Genomic DNA, 14857 nt, shown 5'->3' with positions numbered 1-14857 from the left:
CGGAAGGAGGCCTTTCCAGAGCCGACTGAAGATAATGGAGAAAAACTCATGCTTAACACTCAACAATTTTCACGTAGAATCTCCGGTTTCTGGGTCCGTCGAATTCGCAGAAGTAGATGTCCTGCCAGATTCCGAGTACCGGTTTTCCGTCAGAGATGATGATTGTCTGTGACGGGCCGACGGTTGATGTCTTCAGGTGGGCATTGGAGTTACCCTCTGCGTGGCGGTAATTTTTGTCATGCAGTGGATATACCTTGTCAAGCCCGAAGAGCATATCGTGGACCACATCCGGGTCCGCATTTTCATTGACTGTGATCCCTGCCGTCGTGTGGGGAGAATGGATGACGGCGATGCCGTCTCTGATCCCAGAAATTCTCAGGTCTTCTTTCAGGAAGGAAGTGATTTTAATCATATCTTCCCGTCCGGTGTGATTTAAATGATGTTCAAAAAAAGTCTGTTTCATCTGATCTCTCCTTTCTTTTATTCCCAGTATACCTCATCAGCCAGACCATGCCAACTTGCTGCAGATCTCAAGTTTTTTCGATTCGATTATATTGTATTTTTTGGAATTTTCTGTCGTATATTCTTGTTCTGTGACAATATTTGTGATATTATGAATAAGGTTTAACGATAATATTACAGAAATCTTACAATAGAATGAGTTTCCGGAGGATAAGAGAGTTGAGGAACTATAAAAAATATATCACAGTCTGGGCCATGGCATTGACTATGGCAGCAGCATCTGTGCCGGTCTCAGCGGCACCAAAAGAGGGCGGCAGAACAGAAGATATTTAGGAAGATATAGGGCAGAGAGAGACATTTCAGGTCAGGTTTGACGGAGCGGGCGGCACGGTGAGAGAGGCCGTGCGTCAGATGGAAGCAGGAGAACTTATTTCTGAGCCGGAGACACCTGTCAGGGACGGATATGTATTTAAGGGCTGGAGTGATCAGAGCGGAGGACAGACGGGATACTGGAATTTCAGCGCCGATGAGATGCCTGAAAAAGATCTGACCCTCACGGCTGTGTGGGAAAAGGAATATACGCTTGACCGTTCACAGGTGACTGTGGCAGTCTCTGCACAGGCAAAGGTGGGAGTCAGAGAATCTTCGTCTCCCAGGGCTGTGTGGAAGTCAGGTGACGAACGCATCGCAACTGTGGACAGCAGCGGAAATGTAAGAGGAAAAGCGGCGGGAAGGACTTATGTACAGGCCGTAGTGGGCAGCCAGGTCGTGACAGCAGGCGTACAGGTTACAAATCCATATCTGTCAAAAAGCAGCGGAACTGTGGCAAAGAACCGGACTGCGAAAATACCGATCAGGGGGCTGAGTTCTACCAGCCAGACATCTGTCTCTGTGAGCGGCAGCAGGGCGAAAGCTTATATTCAGGACGATCAGCTGGTTATATATCCAAAAAAGAAAGGCATAACCAAGTTTTATGTCAAGATAGACGGAAAACAGAAAACCTATAAGGCGGAGGTCACTTCCTATAAGGCGGTCAAAGCCATCGCGAAGGCAAAAAAAGCGAAGGGATGCCGATACAGCCAGCCAAGGAGAATGAGGAAGGGATATTATGACTGCAGTTCTCTGATCTGGCGCTGCTACAAGCCGTACGGCATACATTTCGGAAGCCGTTCTTACGCTCCGGTGGCGGCCAGTGAAGCCAAGTACATGAAGCGCCATAAAAAAGTCGTTTCTTATAAGAGGGTGAAGGCCAAAAAGCTTCTCCCGGGAGATGTGATCTTTTATTCCTACACAAGAAACGGGCGGTACCGGAATATTTCCCACGTGGCTTTGTACATAGGAAACGGCAGAATCATCCATGCGGCCAACCGAAGAGTAGGGGTTGTGGAGGCAAAATATAAGTACACCAAGTGCATCAAAATGATTGCACGTCCGGCTAAATAAATATTAAGAAAAGAATCGGCTTTCTTTAAGGAAGACCGGTTCTTTTTGTGTTATACTGATAAAAAATAAGGTTCAGGGGAGGGAAGCTGCATGAAAAAAGTAATATCTAATCTTCTTTTGGCTGTGTGCATCGTCGTCTTTTTATTCAGCGGATGGAAACTCGTGGGGTATTATCTGGAATATAAGAAGGCAGATGATGAATATGATAAGATAGCACAGGAAGTGGTCAAAACAAAAGGGAAAGAACGAATCATTGATTTTGAGAAACTCAGGAAGATCAATCCGGATACCATCGGCTGGGTCTATGCCAAGGGAACCAATATCGATTACCCGGTCGTCCTTGGGAAGGATAACGATTATTACCTGCACACCACGTTTGAGGGGACAAAAAACAGCTCCGGAGCAGTCTTTATGGACAGCCACGGGGATAAGGATTTCCGCGCGGAGCACAATATTATATACGGGCATCATATGAGAAACGGATCGATGTTTGCAGACCTTATGGAGTTCCGCGAGCAGAGCTTTATCAAAAAACAGGATACGATCACCTTGTATACTCCGAGTGGGAAGAAGGATCTGAAGGTCGTTGCTTCTTACGCAAGAAAGGCCGACAAGCTGATTCCGATCACATTTGGGGACAGGAAGGACATGAAGAAATATCTGGAGGAGATTTTGTCCATGAGTGATATCCAGTCCAGGATACCGAAGAAGACTGTGATGAAAACAAAGAAACTGTATACGTTTGTCACATGCAGTTATGAACAGGAAGATAACCGTACGTTTGTACATGCGATTGAGAGCAAAGATTAACGAGGACTTATATGTTCAAATTTACAAGGAAAAATAAAAGGGAACTTGCAGTGATCTGCACGTTTCTTTTTATTGTCACTTTTATTTTTATATGGATCATCCAAAATATCGGGCTGCCGATCGAGACGAAAGTCGAAAACGGCCATATCAAGGTGATCGATGTTTCAAAATATAACCATAAAGTCAACTGGAAGAAAGTAAAGGACAGCCAGATCAACCACGCTGTCTTAAAGATCGGCTCCGGTGTGGGAAAAAAGAAAAAGGGCACAGAAGATCCAATGTTTATTTCCAATTACCGGAACGCAAAGATCTCATCCATTCACTGCGGAGTTTATTATTATTCTTATGCCAAAGACGCGAAAGCGGCAGTGAAAGAGGCAAAACACTGTATTTCCCTGCTGAAAAAGCATGATATTGACCCGGAAGATCTGAAGCTTCCAGTGGTATTTGACATTGAGGAAGAGGAAGTCATGAAAACCGGAAAAAAGAATGTGACGGCGCTGACAAGAGCTTTCTGTGAAGAGATCAAACGGGCGGGTTACGTGCCCATGGTCTATTCCAACGCTTACTTTTTGAAACACTATTTTGATTATGAAGGCATTAAAGCATATAAACTGTGGGTGGCCCATTACACGAAAGAAGAGGAGCCGGATATTCCATTTCAATACCACATGTGGCAGTTTACGGATCAGGCTTCTGTTCCCGGGGCAAACACGGAAAGCGGCCACTGCGATCTGAATTACTATTTAACAGATAAGGAAGGAAACCTGTTATGAGAGAAATCAAAAAAGCGGCATTGATAGGACTTGGGGCGATCGGAGGATTCGCGGCACCGGGGATTTGCAAAGCGCTGGGCAGTGAAAATTTCTGCGTCATCGCGGGAGGAGAGCGCAGAAAGCGTCTGGAAAGAGACGGAGTTATCATTAACGGAAAACAATGGAAATTCCAGACGGCCGAGCCCTCATGGGAGAGAGAGCCGGCGGATCTTGTTATTTTGAGTGTGAAATATACGGCCCTTGACCAGGCCATCAAAGATATCAGGAATCAGGTAGGGGAACACACTGTCATCATGTCTCTGCTGAACGGAGTGGAAAGTGAGGAGAGGATCAAAGCCGCCTACCCTGATAATGAAGTATTATATTCGGTGATACGGGTTCCGGCCCTCCACCATGGAAATGAAATTTCCTTTCCGGAGGGGTCCGGCAAAATTTCTTTCGGCCATGCGTATAATGATACATGGTCGGAGACCGTGTGTTCTGTGAGGGAGGTATTTGAAAAGGGAGGTATTTCATATGAAGTGCCCAAAGATATGCTGAGGAATATGTGGCATAAGTTTATGACGAATGTCAGCGAGAATCAGAGCGCTGCTATTCTCCGTGTCCCCTACGGCATCTGGACCATCAGTGAAGACGCCAATGAGCTGAGGGAGCAGGCGGCCAGGGAAGTCATCGCTATTGCCGGAAAGAAAGGTATTCATCTGACAGAGGAAGATCTTATGGAACACAGGACCTATTTTGAGAATGCCCCGTTTCATGGGAAACCTTCGACTCTTCAGGACATCGAGGCCGGAAGGAAGACGGAGGTGGAGATGTTTGCAGGAGCGGTCATAAGAATGGGAAAGGAGCTGGGTATCCCAACTCCTTATAATCAAATGTTTTATCACTGTATCAAGACCCTGGAAACGTGGAATGACCACCAAAAGGATCACAAATAAGATGACGCATAGGATACAAGTTCCAGTAAAACCGCATATCCGAAACTGATGATCAAAGCCGCATAGTAGGAGATACCGGCGGCTTTTTCATTTGGCCAGCTTCGGCGGATATCCTTGTTAAGCCACGTCTTCAGATAGCCGGAACGGCCGCACAGGCGGGAAATGGCTATGAGGATCAGAACACTCAGCACCAGAAAAGCAATGCTTACAGGAATCAGGACTGCGATGGCCTGAAGCCTCTGGGCCGTGGATACGGTCTGGTTCATAAGCGAAGAATTGCCGGTCAGTCCGTAGATGATGCTGGTTATGACGCTGACGCCGTTAAATGCGGCGTGGAGCAGCATACAGGAATAAATACTGTCGGAGGCCTCCAGAAGCAGACCCAGGACCAGTCCCAGGACAAAGGCATAGCTGAACTGATTAAAATTCATGTGTGCGATGCCGAAAAACAATGCGGTCAGCAGGATTCCTTTGATGGGACGAGCTTTCCGAAGACCGGAATAAAGAACGCCTCGGAACAGCACTTCCTCCACGATCCCCGGAAGTACAGACAGCGCCAGGATAGACAGCCAGGGATTCTGTGAGGCCGTGGACACACTGGAAGTAATGAAATCCCGGAAAATCAGCTGGCTTACATTGTTGATCAGGCTGATAAAAGGCAGGATTGTAAACGCCAAAAGGACGGAAAGCAAAGCAGCCGCCGGTCTCAGAGGCTTCAGATGAAGTCTCTTTTTTACATCTTCTCTGCAAAGCTTCAGATAACCGATGCCAAGTCCGAGCAGCACCAGATAAAACACGATCATAAACAAGTATCGGTCCTGTACTGCAAACTGCAGCAGAGGGGAAATAAAAAAGTACACAAACAGATACATCAGGCAGAAACAGCCCGGTGTCTTAAAATATTTCATACAATATCCAGCTCCTTGTAAGTTTATTTTGCACGAATGGTTCCGCCGGTGATCTCGATTTTATTCTGCTTTAGTAATCGTCCGACGGCCCGCTTAAAGGCATTTTTGCTGAGGCCCAGCTCTTTGTCAATCATGGCAGGACTCGCCTTGTCGGTGAATGGGAGTACCCCGTCGTAGCTTTTGATCGTTTCCATGACCAGTTCGCTGTCTGCATCCATCTGAAGATATGCTTTCTCTCTCGGGGAAAGATCCAGTTTGCCGTCTTCCCGGACGCGGACTACCCGGACATTTACAGAGTCCCCCACAGAAAGTCTGATGTGGCATTCGCTGAGCGGGATCAGGCCGAAATACTGGTCATCTACGGCCACAAACGTACCGATCTCAGGGTTGATGCTGTATACGGTGCCTGTCACCCAGTCATCCTTCTCATAGTCATGTTCACTGCTCAGTGCCTGATAAATCTTCATGGAAGCACAGAGACGCCGGCTTTTGTCGATATAGAGCCTGACCAGATAAGAATGATCCGGCCGGATCTTGGAGGTCTGCTCTTTAAACGGGAGGAACAGGTCTTTTTCCAGTCCCCAGTCCAGAAACGCGCCGATATCTGTGATTTCTTTGACTTTGAGGACAGCCAGATGTCCCATCGTAATGAGAGGATGGGAAGTCGTGGCGATCGGACGGTCTTTTGAATCCTTGTAGACGAAGACGGATATGCGGTCTCCGACTTGGGCTCCCTCCGGAACCTGTTTTTTGGGCAGAAGGATGCTCTGCTCTGTCACACCTTCCTCATCATTTAAATATGCGCCGAAATCGGCAAATTTTACAATATAAAGTTCTTGGTTTTCTCCTAATTTAATCATAGTTCTTCCTTTCTTTGTTTCATTATTATAGCATAAATCCCTTTTCATTTGCAGAAAATGTGATACCATAAAAAGAAAACGGAGGGAGTCTTAAAATGCAGGAAAAAGAATACTATACAATCGAAGATTTTATCCAGGTAGTAAAAGAACTGCGGGGAGAAAACGGATGCCCGTGGGATAAAAAGCAGACACATGAATCCCTGATTCCCTGTCTTGTGGAGGAGAGCGGGGAAGTGGTGGAAGCCATAGAACATCATGACATGCAGAATCTGGAGGAGGAGCTTGGAGACGTTCTCCTTCAGGTGGTGATGCATGCAAGGATTGCCGAGGAACGGGGAGATTTCAATTTTTCGGATGTGGTGGACGGAGTGTGCAGGAAAATGATTCGAAGGCATCCTCACGTGTTTGGAAATGAGACATTTTCCACTCGGGAGGAACAATTATCCAGCTGGAGGAAGATTAAGGAATTAGAAAAGATAGAAAAGAAGCGCAAAGCCCGTGAATTGGCTGAAAATAAGGAATAAAGCGCATTTTGGCTTGACATGCTGTCACCTTAATTATACAATGAACTCATGTAATCGAAGAGCAGAAAATGCTTATGACGAAATTAGGAGGAATATAATCAATGAACAAAACAGAATTAGTTGCGGCTATCGCAAGCAAGACTGAATTATCTAAAAAAGATGCAGAAAAAGCTTTAAAAGCTTTCACAGATGTCATTGCAGAAGAATTAAAGAAGGGTGAGAAAATTCAGTTAGTTGGTTTCGGAACTTTTGAAGTTTCTGAGAGAGCTGCAAGAGAAGGAAGAAACCCAAGAAGCGGTGAAGTGATGAACATTCCTGCATCTAAAGCTCCAAAGTTCAAAGCCGGAAAAGCTCTGAAAGATATCGTAAACGAAAAATAATCACAGAACGACAAATCAAGCTGCCCTTCTACATTGTATGGGCGGCTTCTTTTATATTAAGGAGTTATATGGAATGAGACTAGACAAATTTCTGAAAGTATCCAGGCTGATCAAACGCCGGACCGTTGCCAACGAAGCGTGCAGCGCCGGGAGAGTGACCGTCAACGGCAAAACTGCCAAAGCCGGGACAGATGTAAAACCGGGGGACGAGATCCGCATCCAGTTTGGGAATAAAGAGGCGGCCGTGGAAGTCCTCCGGGTGGAAGAAACCGTAAAAAAAGACCAGGCGGCAGAATTATACAAATACATTTGATGTTTTTCACATGATTTTCGTTCTCCTTTCATATAGTGTATAAACTATGAAAGGAGATTTTTTCATGATAGAAGATAGACAACCTATGAAAACACATAAAGTGGATCTGCTGAACCGCTCTCTGGGTGTCATTACGGGAGTGAGGGATGTAGTGTCCTTCGACCTGAATGAGATCATACTCGATACGGAACAGGGACTCCTGATGATCAAGGGGTTTAACCTGCATGTGAAAAAGCTTTTGGTGGAAAAAGGCGAGGTGGAGATTGACGGCAAAGTTGACAGTTTCCTGTATTCAGATGTGGATGACCATAACGGAGGCAAAAAAGAAGGGCTGCTCGGAAGGCTGTTAAAATAATGCAGGAAGCAGTGTTAGGCCAGCTTTATTTCTTCCTGGGGGCTGTCTGGTTCGGGGCATGCCTGCTCCTTGTCTATGACGGCATCAGGAGTTTCCGCATCGTATTCCGGCACAAATTATGGATCGTATCAGTGGAGGATGTGCTCTACTGGATTTTTGTGGGCTTCTTGTGTTTTCGGTTTCTCTGCTGGTATAATTGGGGAGAGCTCCGCGGATTTTTCTTTTTAGGACTGATCATCGGCATGGCGGTCTATTATATGCTCATCAGCCCGAAGGTATTAGAAGGCCTTGTGTTTTTATTACATAATATCAGAAGGGTTTTTGGGAAAATATTTCGTATTATCCGCCATCCCTTTGCAAAAGCGGGAATAAATATGAGATGGAGATTGAAACAGGAGAGAAAAAACGTTAAAATAGCCTTAATGAGGAAGGGGCACAAAAGAGGTGAGACACATGGGGAGAAAGATAAGCAGTTATAAAAAGGGACTCAGGAAGCGCACAAGAGTGATCTTATTTGTCGTCATTGTGTTTGTCATTGTGATGTCCATTGCTTACCGGAGGCTGTGGGAAAAGTCGGCGGCGCTTCAAAAAGAGGAGGCCCAGCTGGAACAGCAGATAGAAAAGGCGAAAGATAAAAAGCAGGAGCTGAAGGATAAGAAGGAATATATTAAGACCAAAGAATTTATAGAAAAGACTGCACGTGAAAAATTCGGACTGTTTTATCCGGATGAGTATGTAGTTAGACCATCAAAATGATGGAACCAAAAGAAGTCTGACATGGATGTCAGGCTTTTTTTTGCCTTTCTTTCCGCTTCAAGCGGAAATTTACGAACTATCATCAAAAATGCCATATACCTATAATGAATAACAAAGAGGAGGAAACTATGGAGAGATACAACAAGAGGCTGATCAAGATTCTGCGCTTCTTTTTGGAAAATGAAAAATGGATTACCGGGGCAAGCATTGCACTGTCTGTGGGCGTTTCCACAAGGACAGTCAGGAATGACATCAAAGAGCTGAATCAGATGCTTGCGGACAGGGGAGCAGAGATCACGTCAGAGATCGGGCAGGGATACAAGCTTACTGTGAGTGACAACCGGAAATTTGACCTCCTGAAAAAAGAGATCCGAAAAGAAGAGAGTTCAAAGCCCTTTCAGAATATCATTCCCTCGGATTCAGAGGAACGGGTTCATTATATTATTTCCAGACTTTTGCTGAATTCTCTGAACAGCGGGGAGAGGATCGACTTCTTTGATCTGGAGGAAGAACTGTTTGTGAGTACTTCCACCCTGAAAAAAGACCTGAGGACCATCGACGGAATACTCAAAAAACATGACCTTCGGATCCGTGATACGAAAAAGGAAGGAATGAGAGTCGCAGGGCAGGAGACGAAGATCCGGTTTTGTATTTCGGAATACATTTTCAACAGTCAAAAAGACACAGGAGATATAGGAAACCAGTTTTATAAAGATATGTTTTCGTCCGATGAGGTGGAGAATCTGAGGATCATTCTCATGGAAGCGATCACAGATTTTAACCTTAGGCTTACGGATATCGCGTTCCGCAACCTGCTCGTACACAGCCTGATCATGCTGAAGCGTTTCGAGAAGAAACGGCATGTAAAATACGATGAAGAAGAGATTGAGCTGTTCTCGGGAACAAAGGAGTTCCGCTGTGCCCAACAGATTATAACTGAGATTTCCGGGAAACTGGGCATCTCCCTGGGAGATGAAGTCTATTATCTGACCCAGCATCTGATTTCCAGCCAGCGTTTTCTGATCGAAAATCTGGACGGGGATTACGAGTATAAGGAAGAAATTGAGGATATCTTAAATACCATCCGATCGGGGACAGGAATCGATCTGTCCGACGACAATCAGCTGATCAACGGGCTGGCCATGCATTTGAGCGCGGCTCTGCAGAGGCTCCGGTTTGACATGAATATCAGAAATGAGTTTCTGGACAGCATCAAAAATCTGTATCCGCTTGCCTTTGAACTTGCAGTCGTGGCAGGGGAGGTGATTGAAAAGAAACATAAGCTCAAGGCAAAAGAGTCGGAGATCGGATTTCTGGCCATGCATTTCGGAGCGGCACTGGAGAGAAAAGGTCTGAACCGAAAACAGGAGCCAAAGAAAGTCGTTCTGGTCTGTATCGCAGGCATTGCCACGGCTCTGCTTTTAAAAGAAAAATTACAGCATAAGTTCGGTCAGTACATAGAGATCGTAAAATCCTGTCCGGTGCAGGACGTGGATGAGGAATTGATCGACGGCGCCGATCTGGTGCTGACTACGGTAGAGCTTCCGGATTTTCAGTCCGAAAAAATAAAAAAGATCAAACTGTTTCTGGATGACGATGATTTGAATCATTTGGCTACGGTGATCACAGACAGCGGAAACCAAATGAAAGTAATTGATTACAGCAGCATCTTCCGGGAAGATCTCTTCTTCACCGATATGGAGTTTAAGGATAAACAGGAAATCCTTGAATTTATGACCGATGCCATGGTCGAAAAGGGCTATATCAACCAGGAAATCAAGCAGTCCATCTTTAAAAGAGAGGAGATGTCAACCACGGAACTGGGAAGCCTGGTGGCTATCCCCCATGCACTGTTTAACGATATGCAGGAGGCGGCGGTTTCCGTCATGGTCCTGAAAAAACCGGTCATCTGGGAAAATGAAAAAGTCCAGGTCGTCTTGATGTTAAACATTCCCCAGAGCAAATACGATGTCTGGGAAGTTGTATTTAAAAACCTATATCAGTTTTTGATCGGAAATTCCGGCGTGGCGAAGCTGGTGAGGCACCCTTGTTACGGGCAGTTTATCAAAGACTTATTAGAACAGGAAGAGAAGCTTAAAGAAACAGCAGGGAGGATATGAAGTGGAAAAGCTAATCTTAAACGAAAACAATGTGCAGCTGCAGACAGAAGCAAAAGACTGGGAGGAGGCAGTGAGGATCGGAGCGGAAATGCTGGTCAGCCAGGGATGCGCCGAACAATCCTATGTGGAAGGAATCATAAGTGCCATCAAAGAACTGGGGCCGTACATCATCGTGGCCGACGGCCTGGCTATGCCGCATACAAGGCCGGAATGCGGGGCCACCGGCATCGGCTGCAGCCTGATCACCTTAAAAGAACCTGTCTACTTTGACGGGGATAAGGAACCGGTGAGAGTCCTGATCTGTTTTTCGGCGGTGGACAGCGAAAGCCATCTGGACATTCTGAAAATGATCGTTGGCTTCGTGGAAAAAGGATGGATTCCGGAGATCGCTGCAATGAAGGATCAGCAGGAATTATTTGATTTTCTCAATAAGAATAGTAATGCCTGACAAGGCTTCTATAAAAAGAAACACGACAACCAATTTAAAAGGAGGATAGAACATGTTAAAAATTTTAGCAGTGTGCGGGGCAGGACTCGGAAGCAGTTTTGCATGCCAGATGAGTGCGGAAGCGGTACTGAAAGACCTGGGAGTAGACGCAAAGATGGATCACACGGATATTTCCAGTGTATCCGGGGCACAGGCAGACATCATCATCGCCGCAAAGAATTTCGAAAAGCAGTTTGAGCGTTATACGATCAGCTGCCCGACCGTATTTTTGGAGCGTCTGGTAGACAAAAATGAAATCCGGGAGAAGCTTGTACCGGTGTTAAAAGAACTGGGAGAACTTTAAAAACAAGAGGAAAAAGAAAGTGAGGAAAAACTATGCAAGTATTGAATTTTATCATCAATAATATTTTAACGCAGGCCTCCATCATCATCGCATTGATTGCGCTGCTCGGTCTGGTCCTGCAGAAAAAACCGGTGGGAGTCGTCATCTCAGGAACAATGAAAACCATGCTCGGATTTCTTGTACTGTCCGCAGGTTCCGCTGTCATCGTCTCATCGCTGACGTATTTCGGAGATATCTTTAAGGCCGCGTTCGGACTGAAGGGTCTGGTGGCCTCCATCGAGGGAATCAACGGACAGGCCATGAATGAGCTTGGTCTTGGAAGCGAGATCGCCATCACCCTTGCGGGAATTTTCATCGTCAATATTATCATTGCAAGATTTACAAAATTTAAATACATATTCCTGACAGGCCAGGCACTGTTGTGGGAGGCGACGCTCTGTGTGGTATTCGCTTATTACTGTGGTTTAACAGGTGTACCGCTGATTATCATCGGAAGTATCGTGGGAGGATTCTTTGCGACCTTCATGCCTGCCTTTGCACAGCCCATTGTAAAGAAGATCACGGGAAGCGAAGATATCGCGCTCGGACATTTATGTACCATCGGTTATATGTTCACGGCTCTTATCGCAAAACTGACCGGCGGAAAATCAAAATCCACAGAGGAAATCAATCTTCCTAAGAGCCTGGAATTTTTACAGGATACGTACCTTTCCGTCATGGTTGTCATGGTACCGCTTTATGTAATTACAGCCGCGTTTGCAGGGCCTGCCGCATGTGCAGAATATGCTGGAAATACAAACTTTATCGTTCATGCATTTTTACAGGGTATGCAGTTTGTCGTAGGTGTCTATGTGCTGATGACAGGAGTCCGTATGCTTTTGGCCGAGATCGTTCCTGCATTCCAGGGAATTTCTATGAAGCTGGTTCCAAACTCAGTGCCTGCACTGGACTGTCCGGTATTGTTCCCATATGCACCGAATGCGGTCATATTCGGATTTGTCTTTACAACCATCGGTTCTATCATCGGAATGTTCCTGACTCCGGTATTCGGACTTCCTATGGTACTGCCGGGTGTACTTTCCAACTTCTTCGCAGGCGGAACTGCAGGTATATTTGCAAACCAGGTAGGAGGAAGACGGGGAGCCATGATCGGATGTATCGCCCACGGAATCTTTATTACCTTCCTGCCGGCGATGCTCTCACCGATGCTTGCCGACATCGGATTCATCAATACGACCTGTACGGATGTGGATACGGTAGTGACCGGCTTCCTGTTCATGCTGTTTAAATCAATCGCTGCAATATTTTAGTCCGTAAATAAATTGTTTATGATGCGGCAGGAGGAAATAAAAAATGTTTTTGTTTAAAAAGAAAAAAGAGATAGCGGTCAAAGAAGAGGCTGTGCCTGAAATCAGCCGGGAAGAGCTTTTAAAAAAGGCTGAGGCCATACAAAAAGAGCTCCCGGAGCTTTCAGGGGAGGAGCGGAACAAGGCACTGAACGAGCTTGGAGGCCTGTATTTTGAGGCTGAGGAGACAGACAAGGCGATCAGCGCATATGAAACCAGCCTTTCAGAGAGCAAAGCCCTTGGGAAAGCATATACCGATCTGCTGAAGCTTTATAACATAAAGAGAAGAGAAGCTTCAGAGGCAAAAGATGATGCAAAGATGAAAGAATACATGGATAAAATTGACGGGCTGATGAAATTGTCAAAAGATGTAATTCGTGGAAAAGCGTAAAGGAGATAACCGATATGTATAGAAATTTAATAGACTTGTTTAAAGAAAATGAAGGTAAGGGGGCTGTGGGTGCTTTTAATGTGCACTGTTTCGAGATGCTTCCGGCAATGGTCCAAGCGGCAGAGGAACTCGGCGTGCCCGTGATCCTTCAGACTTCTCTCGGCACTGCCAGATACATCGGATTTGAACCACTGATCGCCGCAGTGAAAGCGATCGCAGAAACATCTTCTGTAAGTGTTGCCTTACATATGGATCACTGCAAAGATATTGATGCGCTGAAAGAAGCTATTGACAAGGGGTATTCCTCTGTCATGTATGACGGGTCTTCCCTTTCTTTAGAAGAAAATATCAAAAATACAAAAGAAGTGGTTGCCTATGCCCATGAAAGAAATGTATCTGTGGAAGGTGAAGTAGGCTCCATCGGCGGCGCGGAGGAAGGTGTGGTCGTTGCGAAAGATGATGCCATGTATACGAAACCGGAAGATGCCCTTTATTTTGCCGAGAACACCGGGGTGGACGCACTGGCTGTTTCCATCGGGACAACCCACGGGCAGTACAAATCCAAGGCAAAGATCAACTATGAACTGCTGACCGAGCTGAAAGCGAAACTTGGGGATACCGGTCTGGTCCTCCACGGAGGTACCGGAGTGTCTGACGAAGATATGAGGCGCTGCGTCAGAGAGGGAATGAAAAAGATCAATGTTGGAACAGAACTTAACAAATCCTATATCGAAGTGGTGAGGGAAACCTTTACCGGGGAGGATGTGACTCCTCTGACTTCACTGAGAAATCTTCTCGGGCCTGCAAATGACAAGATCGCAGATGTTGTAAAAGAGAAAGCATCTTTATTCAGAATCTAAGAGGCAGAAGATAAAACCGGGAAAACGCATCTTACTTTCCCGGTTTTATCTGTTACAATAGAAAGTAAGAAACCAGTCAAACAGCCGCTTTAGTTTCAGAGAGAAGGAGCTTTGTTATGGAGAGAAATGAAATCTTAAAAACTGTTGATCACACACTGCTTGCACAGACGGCCGTATGGGAGGAGATCAGGGTGATCTGTGACGATGCCATTGCCTACGGGACAGCTTCCGTCTGTATTCCGCCGTCTTTTATTAAAAGAGCCAAAGAATACGTGGGGGACAAGATGAAGCTTTGTACAGTCATCGGCTTTCCCAACGGTTATTCTACCAGTGCAGTAAAGGAATTTGAGACAAAGAATGCCCTTGTAAACGGTGCAGATGAGATTGACATGGTCGTAAATCTGGGAGATATAAAAGAAGGCAGGGACGATAAAATTATAGAAGAAATTCGTCTTTTAAAGAAAGCCTGCGGCGACAGGATTCTGAAAGTGATCGTAGAGACCTGTCTGCTGACGGAAGAGGAAAAGATCCGTATGTGCCGGGCAGTGACAGACGCAGGGGCTGACTTCATCAAGACATCTACGGGATTTTCCACGGGCGGCGCCACGTTTGAGGATGTGGAGCTGTTTAAAAAACACGTGGGAGAGGGTGTAAAGATCAAAGCCGCAGGCGGGATCGCCTCTTTTGACGACGCGGAACGCTTTCTTTCACTGGGGGCAGACCGTCTCGGAACCAGCAGGCTGATCAAGATCATGAAGGAGGAATAGCCTATGGCAGTAGTCTGTGTAGGGCAGTCTGCCTATGATATTGTAATCCCATACGAT

At 45.9% G+C, this 14857-nt stretch carries 20 protein-coding genes; 17 read left to right on the top strand and 3 right to left on the bottom strand.

The window, feature by feature from the left end:
- Positions 1 to 52: 52 nt before the first annotated feature.
- Entirely contained in the window at positions 53 to 463 is a 411-nt protein-coding gene (locus QVP35_RS07355; protein WP_009289335.1) for a secondary thiamine-phosphate synthase enzyme YjbQ, read from the bottom strand.
- 338 nt (positions 464 to 801) lie between these two features.
- Here QVP35_RS07355 and QVP35_RS07350 point away from each other — a divergent pair, with 338 nt between their 5' ends.
- The 4 genes from QVP35_RS07350 to QVP35_RS07335 all read left to right on the top strand — a co-directional run bounded on the left by QVP35_RS07350 (position 802) and on the right by QVP35_RS07335 (position 4429).
- A complete protein-coding gene (locus QVP35_RS07350; RefSeq protein WP_108912289.1) occupies positions 802 to 1905 on the top strand; it encodes an InlB B-repeat-containing protein in 1104 nt (367 codons plus the stop codon).
- 90 nt (positions 1906 to 1995) lie between these two features.
- Positions 1996 to 2715: a class B sortase gene (srtB, locus tag QVP35_RS07345; RefSeq protein ID WP_006567575.1), complete on the top strand. Its 720-nt coding sequence runs from the start codon at positions 1996 to 1998 to the stop codon at positions 2713 to 2715.
- 11 nt (positions 2716 to 2726) lie between these two features.
- The gene (locus QVP35_RS07340) at positions 2727 to 3491 is read left to right on the top strand and encodes a glycoside hydrolase family 25 protein (protein ID WP_009289333.1); all 765 of its coding nucleotides are present in this window, start codon (positions 2727 to 2729) and stop codon (positions 3489 to 3491) included.
- A complete protein-coding gene (locus QVP35_RS07335) occupies positions 3488 to 4429 on the top strand; it encodes a ketopantoate reductase family protein (RefSeq protein WP_022260965.1) in 942 nt (313 codons plus the stop codon). The genes QVP35_RS07340 and QVP35_RS07335 overlap by 4 nt, the downstream gene beginning before the upstream one ends.
- Here QVP35_RS07335 and QVP35_RS07330 read toward each other — a convergent pair.
- Together QVP35_RS07330 and QVP35_RS07325 are read right to left on the bottom strand one after the other, a co-directional pair.
- Positions 4420 to 5337, bottom strand: coding sequence for a CPBP family intramembrane glutamic endopeptidase (locus QVP35_RS07330; RefSeq protein ID WP_006567572.1), 918 nt, complete (start codon positions 5335 to 5337; stop codon positions 4420 to 4422). The genes QVP35_RS07335 and QVP35_RS07330 overlap by 10 nt on opposite strands.
- Before the next feature lie 23 nt (positions 5338 to 5360).
- Positions 5361 to 6197, bottom strand: a complete 837-nt coding sequence (locus tag QVP35_RS07325) for a CvfB family protein (RefSeq protein WP_009289331.1) — start codon at positions 6195 to 6197, stop codon at positions 5361 to 5363.
- Positions 6198 to 6292: 95 nt separating this feature from the next.
- Between QVP35_RS07325 and QVP35_RS07320 the strand changes: the two genes are divergently transcribed.
- From QVP35_RS07320 to deoC, 13 genes are all read left to right on the top strand, one after another.
- Positions 6293 to 6721: a MazG family protein gene (locus tag QVP35_RS07320; protein ID WP_006567570.1), complete on the top strand. Its 429-nt coding sequence runs from the start codon at positions 6293 to 6295 to the stop codon at positions 6719 to 6721.
- A gap of 101 nt (positions 6722 to 6822) precedes the next feature.
- On the top strand, positions 6823 to 7101 hold the full coding sequence (locus QVP35_RS07315) for an HU family DNA-binding protein (protein WP_006567569.1): 279 nt from the start codon (positions 6823 to 6825) through the stop codon (positions 7099 to 7101).
- A gap of 73 nt (positions 7102 to 7174) precedes the next feature.
- Entirely contained in the window at positions 7175 to 7414 is a 240-nt protein-coding gene (locus QVP35_RS07310) for an RNA-binding S4 domain-containing protein (protein WP_009289330.1), read from the top strand.
- Between the two features lie 64 nt (positions 7415 to 7478).
- A complete protein-coding gene (gene yabP, locus QVP35_RS07305; RefSeq protein ID WP_009289329.1) occupies positions 7479 to 7769 on the top strand; it encodes a sporulation protein YabP in 291 nt (96 codons plus the stop codon).
- Positions 7769 to 8248 carry a spore cortex biosynthesis protein YabQ gene (gene yabQ, locus QVP35_RS07300; RefSeq protein ID WP_006567566.1) on the top strand — a complete coding sequence of 160 codons (480 nt, stop codon included), beginning with the start codon at positions 7769 to 7771 and terminating at the stop codon, positions 8246 to 8248. Before yabP ends, yabQ begins: the two co-directional genes overlap by 1 nt.
- Complete coding sequence (locus QVP35_RS07295; protein WP_006567565.1) at positions 8223 to 8525, top strand: FtsB family cell division protein; 303 nt, start codon at positions 8223 to 8225, stop codon at positions 8523 to 8525. Before yabQ ends, QVP35_RS07295 begins: the two co-directional genes overlap by 26 nt.
- Positions 8526 to 8653: 128 nt before the next feature.
- Positions 8654 to 10645 (top strand): BglG family transcription antiterminator, encoded by a 1992-nt coding sequence (locus tag QVP35_RS07290; RefSeq protein ID WP_009289327.1) that lies wholly within the window; start codon positions 8654 to 8656, stop codon positions 10643 to 10645.
- 1 nt (position 10646) lies between these two features.
- A complete protein-coding gene (locus tag QVP35_RS07285) occupies positions 10647 to 11093 on the top strand; it encodes a PTS sugar transporter subunit IIA (RefSeq protein ID WP_006567563.1) in 447 nt (148 codons plus the stop codon).
- Between the two features lie 52 nt (positions 11094 to 11145).
- Positions 11146 to 11436, top strand: coding sequence for a PTS sugar transporter subunit IIB (locus QVP35_RS07280; protein ID WP_006567562.1), 291 nt, complete (start codon positions 11146 to 11148; stop codon positions 11434 to 11436).
- Between the two features lie 32 nt (positions 11437 to 11468).
- Positions 11469 to 12746, top strand: a complete 1278-nt coding sequence (locus QVP35_RS07275) for a PTS ascorbate transporter subunit IIC (RefSeq protein ID WP_009289326.1) — start codon at positions 11469 to 11471, stop codon at positions 12744 to 12746.
- 43 nt (positions 12747 to 12789) lie between these two features.
- A complete protein-coding gene (locus tag QVP35_RS07270; RefSeq protein WP_009289325.1) occupies positions 12790 to 13173 on the top strand; it encodes a hypothetical protein in 384 nt (127 codons plus the stop codon).
- Positions 13174 to 13187: 14 nt separating this feature from the next.
- Positions 13188 to 14033 (top strand): class II fructose-bisphosphate aldolase, encoded by an 846-nt coding sequence (locus QVP35_RS07265; protein WP_006567559.1) that lies wholly within the window; start codon positions 13188 to 13190, stop codon positions 14031 to 14033.
- Between the two features lie 116 nt (positions 14034 to 14149).
- Positions 14150 to 14800, top strand: a complete 651-nt coding sequence (gene deoC, locus QVP35_RS07260) for a deoxyribose-phosphate aldolase (RefSeq protein ID WP_006567558.1) — start codon at positions 14150 to 14152, stop codon at positions 14798 to 14800.
- Positions 14801 to 14857: the final 57 nt, after the last annotated feature.

Origin of the sequence: Anaerostipes sp. CAG:276 (assembly GCF_000432215.1) — a bacterium.
In the GTDB taxonomy this organism is placed as follows: Bacteria; Bacillota; Clostridia; order Lachnospirales; family Lachnospiraceae; genus Anaerostipes; species Anaerostipes caccae.
Note: the sequence above shows the minus strand (reverse complement) of the source record. Positions and strands in the feature narration are given on the sequence as shown.